Origin of the sequence: Kitasatospora sp. NPDC051914 (assembly GCF_040680995.1) — a bacterium.
GTDB lineage: Bacteria > Actinomycetota > Actinomycetes > Streptomycetales > Streptomycetaceae > Kitasatospora.
The window spans coordinates 134,437-145,107 of the sequence record NZ_JBFAXX010000013.1 but is presented as its reverse complement, the minus strand read 5'-3'; the positions used below and the strand labels follow the sequence as shown (position 1 = coordinate 145,107).

5 protein-coding genes are annotated in these 10,671 nt (G+C 72.3%); 2 read left to right on the top strand and 3 right to left on the bottom strand.

Annotated features, from left to right (window positions below; translation table 11 throughout):
* Nucleotides 1–112 precede the first annotated feature (112 nt).
* Nucleotides 113–991, top strand: coding sequence for a phosphatase PAP2 family protein (locus tag AB0M03_RS11550; RefSeq protein WP_363491001.1), 879 nt, complete (start codon nt 113–115; stop codon nt 989–991).
* Nucleotides 992–1,053: 62 nt separating this feature from the next.
* Here the strand turns inward: AB0M03_RS11550 and AB0M03_RS11545 are convergent, their stop codons facing one another.
* The 3 genes from AB0M03_RS11545 to AB0M03_RS11535 form a co-directional block, all read right to left on the bottom strand.
* Nucleotides 1,054–1,902, bottom strand: coding sequence for a hypothetical protein (locus AB0M03_RS11545; RefSeq protein WP_363490999.1), 849 nt, complete (start codon nt 1,900–1,902; stop codon nt 1,054–1,056).
* Between the two features lie 201 nt (nt 1,903–2,103).
* Nucleotides 2,104–2,667: an acetate uptake transporter gene (locus AB0M03_RS11540; RefSeq protein WP_363490997.1), complete on the bottom strand. Its 564-nt coding sequence runs from the start codon at nt 2,665–2,667 to the stop codon at nt 2,104–2,106.
* A gap of 397 nt (nt 2,668–3,064) precedes the next feature.
* Nucleotides 3,065–5,626, bottom strand: a complete 2,562-nt coding sequence (locus tag AB0M03_RS11535) for a SpoIIE family protein phosphatase (protein WP_363490995.1) — start codon at nt 5,624–5,626, stop codon at nt 3,065–3,067.
* Between the two features lie 408 nt (nt 5,627–6,034).
* Between AB0M03_RS11535 and AB0M03_RS11530 the strand changes: the two genes are divergently transcribed.
* Nucleotides 6,035–10,660: a HAMP domain-containing protein gene (locus AB0M03_RS11530; protein WP_363491017.1), complete on the top strand. Its 4,626-nt coding sequence runs from the start codon at nt 6,035–6,037 to the stop codon at nt 10,658–10,660.
* Nucleotides 10,661–10,671: the final 11 nt, after the last annotated feature.

The following is a 10,671-nucleotide window of genomic DNA, read 5'->3' as shown; positions in this document are numbered from 1 at the left end:
CGCCGATGGTACTGCAGGGGGGACCCTGTGGGAGAGTAGGACGCCGCCGAACAATCATTCAGAGAAGCCCCCTCCCCTTCGGGAGGGGGCTTCTCTGCGTTAACCTTCGCCAATGCAGAACCTGACCCTGACCTGGCAGGCCTCGGCCGGCGCGTCCGTGGTGCTGTTCGCCTCGGCCTTCGCGGCCGGGCGGGCACGGCGCCGTACGCCGGCTGCCCTGCTGTGGGAGGCCGGGCTGCTGCTCGCGCTGTTCACGCTCTGGCAGGTGGTCGGGCATCTCTCGGTGATGAGCACCGACCATGCCCTGGACCGGGCGGAGTGGATCCACCGTACCGAGCTGGATTTCGGCCTGCCGGACGAAGTGGCGTGGCAGCGTGCGGTGATACCCCACCCGTGGCTGGTGCAGGCGGCCAACTACTACTACGCCACCATGCACTTCGGCGTGATGCTGGTGCTGCTGCTGTGGCTGTTCCTCAAGCACCGGGCGAACTACGCCTGGGTCAGGACGACGGTGGTGGCGACCACGGCGGCCTGCCTGCTGATCCAGTTCATCCCGGTCGCGCCGCCCCGGATGCTCCCCGGCAACGGCTTCGTCGACCTGGCGGTGCAGTACGGGCAGTCGGTGTACGGCGGTGCGGTGGGCGGGGTCGTCCCGGACCAGCTGTCGGCCATGCCGTCGGTGCACGTGGCCTGGTGCGTCATCGTGGCGGTGGCCGTGGTCGTGGTGGGGCGCGGCCGGTGGCGCTGGTTGGTGGTGCTGCATCCGGTGCTGACCGTGGTGGTGGTCGTGGTGACGGCGAACCACTTCTGGGCGGACGGGCTCGTTGCGGTGGCGCTGCTGCTGGTGGTGTACCTGGTGCAGCATGCCGCGGCGGGCTGGCGCGGCCAGTCCGGAGTCCCGGGCGTCGTGGTGGCCTCGGGCGGTGCAGCCCCCGGCGGCACGGAGGCCGGCGGAGCCGCGGCGGAGGAGCGCAGCCCGGTCGGGCGCTGAGCCGCATCCGAACGAGGCGTACGACCAGATCGAGGCGCCCCGGCCCGCCCTGACGGCCGCGGTCAGCGCAGTTCGGGCCGGGAGACCTTCATCGGCCCCGGCAGGCTGCCGCCGCTGAGGCCGTCGGCGAGCTCCAGCGCGTCGTCCTTGGTGAGGTTGCCGATGTCCATGGACTCCGTCCTGATGGCGACCAGGATGGCGAGGCTGGAGACGACCTGGCCGTCCAGGACCACGGCGAGTTGGTCGGTCGGCGCGCCCTTCTCGGCGAGGTCGGCGGTGAGGTCGCCGAAGACCTTGGAGCCGGCCGGACTGAGTTTCACGGTGACCACCCAGTCGGCCTCGCTGCCGTCGCCGCTGTCCCGCGCCTGTACCTCGGTCACGTGGTTGCCTCCCAGCGCCGACGGCGCCAGGGCGAACTTCACCGGTGCGCGGCCGCGGTTCTCGTGTCCGCAGGCGACCGCGGGGGCGGCGAGCGAGGGCGGCCGCAGCTCGGCCGGGCAGGTGAGTGCGTCGAAGGCTGACTGCAGTTCGGCGGGGACGGTTCCGGTGACCCCGCCGTAGGTGTCGGTCAGCGCGTGGACGGGCCGGAAGGACAGCGTGGCGCGTTCGGCCAGCCGGGCCAGCTTGTCGCCCACCGGGCCGGAGGCGGAGACCTCGACGGAGCCCTTGCCGATCTGCGAGCGGACGTCCTGCAGGCCGGCCTTGGAGGCCCGTTTGGCGAGGACGGCGGCGGCCTGCTGCAGGCCTGCCCGGTCCAGCGGCTGTTCGGGTGTGAAGACCACGGCGGTGCGGTCGCCCGAGCCGTCGCCCGAGCAGCCGGTCAGGAGGGCGCCCGCCAGCAGCAGGGCGGGCAGCACGGCCCGGGGACGGCTGGGTCCGGGGCCGGGGGTGGCGCGGCGCGGCGGCGTCATGCGGGACAGTGTCCCGAGCGGCCGGTGCGGCGGCGCCGAAGTGATGCAACCGTGACGCTCGTCCGCTGTGCGGATGCGCCGGTCACCGGTGCACGGACGCATCGCCCACGTGGTGCGCGGGCACCTCGGCAGGCCCGTGTCCGGACGCGTCGGTGGGCCGGGCCCCGTGGGGGAGAGGCCCGGCCCACCCGTTCCCGGGGGTTACTTGACCGGCAGTGCCGCGCGGCCCCAGCCGCTGTTGGTCAGCGCCGCGGTCGCCCAGTACCAGGACGCGAGGCCGGAGGCGGCGGCGAGCCAGCCGGCGACCTTGCCGAGGCCGCTGCTGTCGCCGAAGACGCCGACCGCACCCAGCAGCAGGGAGACGGTGAGCAGGCCGTACACGGCCCGGCCGATCCAGCCGCCGCTGTTCCAGCTCGCGAGGGCGAGGGTGAGCGCCAGCAGCGCCCACAGCAGCAGGAACAGGCCCGCGGCGTTCTTGCCGGCGCTGCCCGCGGCCGACCAGGTCGCCCAGAAGGCGCCGAGACTGGTGAACGCGGTGCCGGTGAAGCCGTCGCCGCCGCGGAGCTGCCACAGGCCGGCGATGAACAGGGCGATGCCGCCGACCAGGTGGGTGAGTGAGACGGCGTCCTTGATGCCGGCACCGCTGAGGATGCCGGTGGACAGCAGGCCGTATGCCAGAAGGGTCAGTCCGAGGGCCAGGTAGCCGAGAGGACCGGCGTCGGCTCCTGTGGATCGGGCGTCCGCCCCGGTAGCTCCATTGCTCACCGGAGGCTCCTTTCAGTGGTGCCGGGATGGCGGCATGTTTCGGTGTGGGGGTGCACCGCGGCATGGGGGAGCGGTGCGCGGCCGTGCACGGGAGTGCATGCGGGGATGCGGATTCGGTGCACGGACGTGTGCGTGGAGTGCTGCGCGATGCCGGGCCGTGGGCGCACGGAGAGTTGCGTGCGGGCGGCGGTCGGCCCGTGAGGACCGGCGGTCGGCCGCCGGTCGTGTCCCTCCCGGGGTGGTCCCCGGTGATGACGGTGTACCCGCTCCGCGCGGCTTGTACCCTTGTGAATCACACAATTTGTGCAGTCGTCAGCTGTAGGACGTCGCCTGCTGACCACTCGGTGAGCGGTGTTGACCGAGGATGCCTGGCTGACGGTTCGTCAGTGGCGGGAGGTCAGGCGCGGCGCTGCTCGGGCACCCGCAAGGTGAGGATCGCCATGTCGTCGGACGGCGGTTCCGGGGCGAACCGCTCGACGGCGCGCTGGACGCGGGCGGCGACCGCGCCGGCCGTCAGCCCGGTGCAGCCGGTGAGCACCTCGGCGAGGCCGTCGTCGCCCAGCATCCGCCGGCCCTCGCGCCGTTCGGTGACGCCGTCGGTGACACAGAGCAGGACCTCGCCCGGCGCGAGGACCAACTCCTCGGCAGTGAGGTCGAGTTCGTCCATCACGCCGAGCAGCGGCTGCGGCGAGGCGGCCTGGTCGACCTGGCCGTCGGTGCGCAGGCGCAGCGGCAGCGGGTGGCCCGCGCAGACCAGCGAGAGGGCGGTCGAGCCGTCCGGGCGGGGGGTCAACTCGCCGTAGAGCAGGGTGAGGAAGCGGCTGCGGGGGCCCTCGCCGATGATGGCGGCGTTGAGCCGGGCGAGGACCTGCGGGGCGTCCAGGCCCTCGCGGGCGAGCAGGCGCAGGGAGTTGCGGGCGAGGCCGGTGACGGAGGCGGCCTCCGGGCCGGTGCCGCAGACGTCGCCGATGGCGAAGCCGTAGGTGCCCTCGCGGATCGGGAAGATGTCGTAGAAGTCGCCGCCGACCTCGTTGCCCTCGCCGGCGGCCTGGTAGAAGACCTCGACCTCGACGCCGGGGATCTTCGGCAGCTCGGGCGGCAGCAGGGCGCGCTGGAAGGCCTGGCTGGTGGCGGTGCGCTCGGAGTACAGGCGGGAGTTGTCGAGGGCGAGGGCGGCGCGGCGGGAGAGGTCCTCGGCGAGTTCGAGGATCTCCTGGCGGAAGCGGACGCCGCTGCCGACGCCGAGGACGAGCAGGCCGATGACGCGGTTGCGGGCGGCGAGCGGCAGGACGACGGTCTCGCCGAGCAGCCCGGCGAGCACCGGGCTGTCGGTGATGCCGAGGCCGCGGGCGGTCTCGGCGGGCGCCTTCCAGAAGGTGGCGCCGGTGGCCGGGACGGCCTCCGGCGGCGCGGTCTTGTCCAGGATGTCGCGCAGCGGGTCGATCCGGTCCTCGTCCTCGTGCAGGACGAAGGCGAGGTCGGCACCGCCGTTCTGCTCGCCGGTGGTGTAGACGGCGCACCAGGCGGCGAGCCTGGGCACCGCCATCTGGGCCATGAGGGCGAGGGTCTGCTCGTGCTCCAGGGTGCCGGCGAGCAGGTCGGAGGCCTCGACGAGGAAGGAGAGGGAGCCGCGGCGGAGCTGTTCGAGTTCGGTGAGCCGGGCGCTCTCCAGGGCGAGGGCGATCCGGTCGGCGGCGAACTGGAGGCGCAGTGCGTCCTCGTTGTCGTAGCGGGCGGGGGCGACGGCGGCGACGCCGAGGGAGCCGGTGAGGCGGCCCTCGACCTTGAGCGGGACGGTGATCAGCGAGCGCAGCCCGCTGCCGTTGAGCAGGGGTGCGGTGCTGGGCCGGACGGAGAGGTCCTCGTGGACGGCGGGGAGCCGGGCGGAGTCGAAGCGTCCTGCGGCGCCGTCGATGGGGAGGCGGGCGTAGCGGCGTCCGGTGGCGGGCAGGCCGGTGGCGGCGCGGACCTCGAACTCGGTCTCGTCGTCGGTGGTGAGCAGCAGGTAGGCGGCGTCGGCGTCGAGGAGGTCGCGGGCGCGGTCGACGATGCGCTGCAGCAGGCCGTCGATGTCGCCGAGGTCGCCGGCGGTGACGGGGCCGACGAGCAGGTCGAGGGGCTCGACGGCGGTGGGCGCCTCGGCGGTGGTGCCGGGGCTGCGCAGGACGGCACGGTCGCCGTCGTGGACGAGCAGGCACAGGGTGGAGGGATCGCCCTGGGAGTCGCGCAGGCGTACCTGGACGCCGTACACCTCGATGATCTGGCCGTCGCCGGTGCGGACGCCGAAGCTGCCCTCCCAGCGGGCGAGGCGGAGGGTCTCGGCGAGGCCGAGGCCGATGCCGGGCGACTGCGGCCAGGCGGCGAGCTCGGACCAGGGGCGGCCGAGGACCTGGTCGGCGGGGTGGCGGAAGAGCGCCTCGGCGTCGGGGTTCCAGCCGCGGACGGTGCCCTCGTCGTCGACCTGTACGACGGCGACGCGCACGGGGCCGTCGGTGTCGGGGAGTTCGCCGCCGGGGAGGCTGGGCACGGCGTACCGGGTGCCGTGGACGTGTTCCGGCAGGGCGAGGCGGAACCAGACCGTCTTGCGTCCTGCGGCGTACTCGACGCCCCAGCAGTCGGAGAGGGCGGAGCACATGAGCAGGCCGCGGCCGCCCTCGCCGTCCGGGTCGGCGTAGCGGTCGGAGGCGGTGGGGACGTTGGCGAAGGCGGGGAGGCCGCGTTCGGGGTGGTGGTCGGTGACCTCGATGCGGACGGTGGCGTCCTCGCGGACGCAGCCGACCTCGGCGGCGGTGCCCGCGTGCACCACGGCGTTGGTGACGAGTTCGCTGACCAGGACGACGGCGTCGTCGACGACCTCGGGCAGCCCCCATCCGAGCAGTGCGTCACGGACGAAGCCGCGCGCGGCGGCGGCCGACCGGCCGGCCGGTTCGAAGGTGGCGGCTGCGCGCGCGGTGACCACGTGCCACGTCTCCTCTGCTCTGGTCCGGCTGCCGGGTGGCGGGTGGTCCGCGTGGGCCCCGGTGCAGCGTTACACCCTACTTTCCGTGTCGTACCCCGGGGGGCCCGGGAGCCGAAACAGGTCCTGGAGGGTGATTCTGCCCACGGGATTCGGTGCGGGTGCGGTGAACCCTGTGCAACCGGCCGGACACCGGGCGCAGGTGCTGACAGACTGGGGGGTCCGCAGCATCCGGCCGACGAAGTACGGTCGAAGCGGTGCCGGTGGCTGGGGGCAGCCGCCGGTCCGCCCGAGCGGTACTGGACCAGTGCCGGACAGTCACGATGTGGGAGGGCCCCGTTGAGTTCGGCCACCAAGGACGCCATCGCCACGACCGGGGACGCGAACCACGCCGACCACCGGGCCCGCGGGGTGCCCGGTCGGCGCTCCGGGCACGCCCGTGGAGCGGAGCCGGCCGATCTGCGCAAGATCCTTGCGGCGCTCACCGCGATGCGGGACGGGAACTTCCGGCGGCGGATGACCTTCCCCGGGGACGGGCCGCTGGCGGAGATCGCCGCGGTGTTCAACGAGGTCGCGGAGCGCAACCAGCACCTCACGGGTGAGCTGGCCAGGGTGCGGCGGGCGGTCGGCCGGGAGGGCCGGCTGTCCGAGCGGCTGGAAGCGGGGGTCGGCGAGGGCGCCTGGATGGCGGCCACCGACAACTGCAACGCGCTGATCGACGACCTGGCCAGGCCGATGGCCGAGGTCGGCCGGGTGCTGACCTCGATCGCGGAGGGCGACCTCGACCAGCGGATGGAGCTGCGCTCGGTGCACACCAGCGGGGCGAGCTACCCGCTGCGCGGCGAGTTCCTGAAGGTGGGCCGGACGGTCAACGGGCTGGTGGAGCAGCTGTCGGAGTTCACCGACGAGGTGACCCGGGTGGCCATCGAGGTGGGCACCGACGGCAAGCTGGGCGGCCAGGCCCGGGTGCGCAGCGTCTCGGGCAGCTGGAAGGACCTGGCGGACTCGGTCAACACCATGGCCGGCCGGCTGACGGCGCAGGTGCGCAACATCGCCGAGGTGACGACCGCGGTCGCCAAGGGCGACCTGTCGCGCAAGGTCACGGTGGACGTGGCCGGCGAGATGCTGGAGCTGAAGAACACCGTCAACACGATGGTGGACCAGCTCAACTCCTTTGCCGCGCAGGTGACCACGGTGGCGCGCGACGTGGGCACCGAGGGCCGGCTGGGAGGGCAGGCGCAGGTGCCGGGCGTGGCCGGCGTGTGGCGCGACCTCACCGACTCGGTGAACTTCATGGCGGCGAACCTGACGGCGCAGGTGCGCAACATCGCCGAGGTGACGACCGCGGTCGCCAAGGGCGATCTGTCGCGCAAGATCGAGGTCGATGCGCGCGGCGAGATCCTGGAGCTGAAGAACACCATCAACACGATGGTCGACCAGCTGTCCGGGTTCGCCGAGCAGGTGACGCGGGTGGCGCGCGCGGTGGGCACCGAGGGCATCCTCGGCGGTCAGGCGCAGGTGCCGGGCGTGGCCGGCGTCTGGAAGGACCTGACCGAGAACGTCAACTCGATGGCGAACAACCTGACCAGCCAGGTGCGCAACATCGCGCAGGTGACGACCGCGGTCGCCAAGGGCGACCTGTCGCAGAAGATCCAGGTCGATGCGCGCGGCGAGATCCTGGAGCTGAAGAACACCATCAACACGATGGTCGACCAGCTCGGCGCGTTCGCCGACGAGGTGACCAGGGTCGCCAGGGACGTCGGCACCGAGGGCATCCTGGGCGGCCAGGCGAGCGTGCCGGGGGTGTCCGGCACCTGGAAGGACCTCACCAACAGCGTCAACCTGATGGCGAACAACCTGACCAGCCAGGTGCGCAACATCGCCGAGGTGACCACGGCGGTCGCCCGCGGCGACGTCTCCAAGAAGATCACCGTCGATGCGAAGGGCGAGATCCGCGAGCTGGTGACGACCGTCAACACGATGGTCGACCAGCTGTCGGCGTTCGCGGACGAGGTGACCCGGGTGTCCCGCGAGGTGGGCACCGAGGGCATCCTCGGCGGCCAGGCCCGGGTGCGCGGCGTGTCCGGCATCTGGCGGGACCTGACCGACAACGTCAACTTCATGGCGTCGAACCTGACCAGTCAGGTGCGCAACATCGCCGAGGTCGCCTCCGCGGTGGCCCGCGGCGACCTGTCGAAGAAGATCACCATCGAGGCGCAGGGCGAGGTCAAGGCGCTCGCCAGCACCCTGAACACGATGGTCGACCAGCTGTCGGCGTTCGCCGTCGAGGTGACCCGGGTGTCCCGCGAGGTGGGCACCGAGGGCATCCTCGGCGGCCAGGCCTCGGTGCCGGGCGTCGCCGGCATCTGGAAGGACCTCACCGACAACGTCAACCTGATGGCCAACAACCTCACCGGCCAGGTCCGCAACATCGCGCTGGTCATCACCGCGGTGGCCCGCGGCGACCTGTCGCAGAAGATCGACGTCGATGCGCGCGGCGAGATCCTGGAGCTCAAGACCAGCATCAACACCATGGTCGACCAGCTCGGCGCGTTCGCGGACGAGGTCACCCGCGTCGCCCGCGAGGTGGGCACCGACGGCCGGCTGGGCGGCCAGGCCCGCGTACCGGGCGTCGCCGGCCGCTGGCAGGACCTCACCGAGTCGGTGAACGAGCTGGCCAACAACCTGACCCGGCAGGTGCGCGCGATCGCCCAGGTCGCCACCGCGGTGACCCGCGGCGACCTCTCCCCGCGGATCGACGTGGACGCGTCCGGCGAGCTCGACGAGCTCAAGGACAACATCAACCAGATGATCGCCAACCTGCGCGAGACCACCCGCACCAACAAGGACCAGGACTGGCTGAAGACCAACCTGGCCCGGATGTCCGGTCTGCTGCAGGGCCGCCGCGACCTGGAGGCGGTCGCCGCGCTCATCATGACCGAGCTCACCCCGGTCGTCTCCGCCCAGCACGGCGCCTTCTTCCTGGCGCAGCCGTCCGGGCGTACGGCCGAACTCGTCACCGAGGACGACGACGAGAACGACACCGTGCTGCGCCTGATCGGCAGCTACGGCTACCAGCGGCGCACCATGCCGACGACCTTCCGCCCCGGCGAGGGCCTGGTCGGGCAGGTCGCGGTGGAGCGCCGCTCGATCGTGGTCAGCCAGACCCCGCCCGGCTACCTGAAGATCGCCTCCGGGCTGGGCGAGGCCTCCCCGGCGCACGTGGTGGTGCTGCCGGTGCTGTTCGAGGGCCGGCTGCTCGGCGTGATCGAGCTGGCCACGTTCAGCTCGTTCACCGCGGTGGCCCTGGACTTCCTCAACCAGATCGCCGACCTCATCGGCGTCACCGTCAACACCATCAGCGTCAACACCAAGACCGAGGGCCTGCTCCTGGAGTCCCAGCGGCTCACCGCCGAACTCTCGATGCGCTCCGCCGAGCTGGAGGCCCGCCAGGAGGAGCTGGAGCGCACCAACGAGGAGCTGCAGGAGAAGGCGGAGCAGCTCGCCCAGCAGAACCGCGACATCGAGATCAAGAACAGCGAGATCGAGGAGGCCCGGCAGATCCTGGAGGAGCGCGCCGAGCAGCTCGCCCTCGCCTCCCGCTACAAGAGCGAGTTCCTCGCGAACATGTCGCACGAGCTGCGCACCCCGCTGAACTCGCTGCTGATCCTCGCCAAGCTGCTCTCCGACAACAACGAGGGCAACCTGTCGCCCAAGCAGGTCGAGTTCGCCGAAACGATCCACGGCGCGGGCTCCGACCTCCTGCAGCTGATCAACGACATCCTCGACCTGTCGAAGGTCGAGGCGGGCAAGATGGACGTCCGCCCGGCCCGGATCGCCCTGGTGCAGCTGGTCGACTACGTGGAGGCGGCGTTCCGCCCGCTGGCCGAGGACAAGCGGCTGGACTTCGCCGTCCGGGTCTCCGACGACCTGCCGATCACCCTGCACACCGACGAGCAGCGCCTCCAGCAGGTGCTGCGCAACCTGCTGTCCAACGCGGTGAAGTTCACCGACACCGGCGCGGTCGACCTGCTGATCCGGCCGGTCACCAACGGCGACGTGCCGCAGCACGTCCGCGAGCAGCTGCTGGAGGCCGACGCGATCCTCGACCCGGACGAGGACCTGATCGCCTTCTCGGTCTCCGACACCGGCATCGGCATCCCCGGCAACAAGCTGCGGGAGATCTTCGAGCCGTTCCGGCAGGCCGACGGTGGCACCAGCCGCAAGTACGGCGGCACCGGCCTCGGCCTGTCGATCAGCCGGGAGATCGCCCGGCTGCTCGGCGGCGAGATCCACGCCGAGAGCGAGCTCGGCCGGGGCTCCGCCTTCACCCTCTACCTGCCGCTGAACACCGACGGGCCGGAGGCCGCCGCCCTGCCGGACCGCGCCGCCGGCCAGGCGCCGCGCGCCGCGGTGGGCGTCACCCCGGTCGGGGGGCCCGTCCCGGTCGGGGAGAACCCGGCCGAGCACTGGGCGCAGGAGGTCCGTGAGCTGGCCGAGGAGCGCCGCCGGGGCGCCGCCGAGCGGCGCAGGGCCGTGGAGGGCCACCCCGCCCGGCGGGCCGCCCTGGAGCAGGCCGCGCCCGAACGCGAGCAGTTCCCGCGCCAGCCCGTCCAGACCGCGGACCGGCACAGTGCGCCGGTGCAGTTCCAGGGCCGCTTCGAGGGCCAGCGGGTGCTGATCGTCGACGACGACATCCGCAACGTCTTCGCCCTCACCAGCGTGCTGGAGGAGTACGGCCTGACCGTGCTGTACGCGGAGAACGGCCGCGAGGGCATCGAGGTGCTGGAGCAGCACGAGGACGTCGCCCTGGTCCTGATGGACATCATGATGCCGGAGATGGACGGCTACGCGACCACCGAGGCGATCCGGCGGATGCCGCAGTTCTCCGGGCTGCCGATCATCGCGCTGACCGCCAAGGCGATGAAGGGCGACAAGGAGAAGAGCCTGGAGGCGGGCGCGAACGACCACGTCACCAAGCCCGTCGAGGCCGACCACCTGCTGGCGGTCATGCGCCACTGGCTGCCGGTCGGATAGCCGCCAGGTCC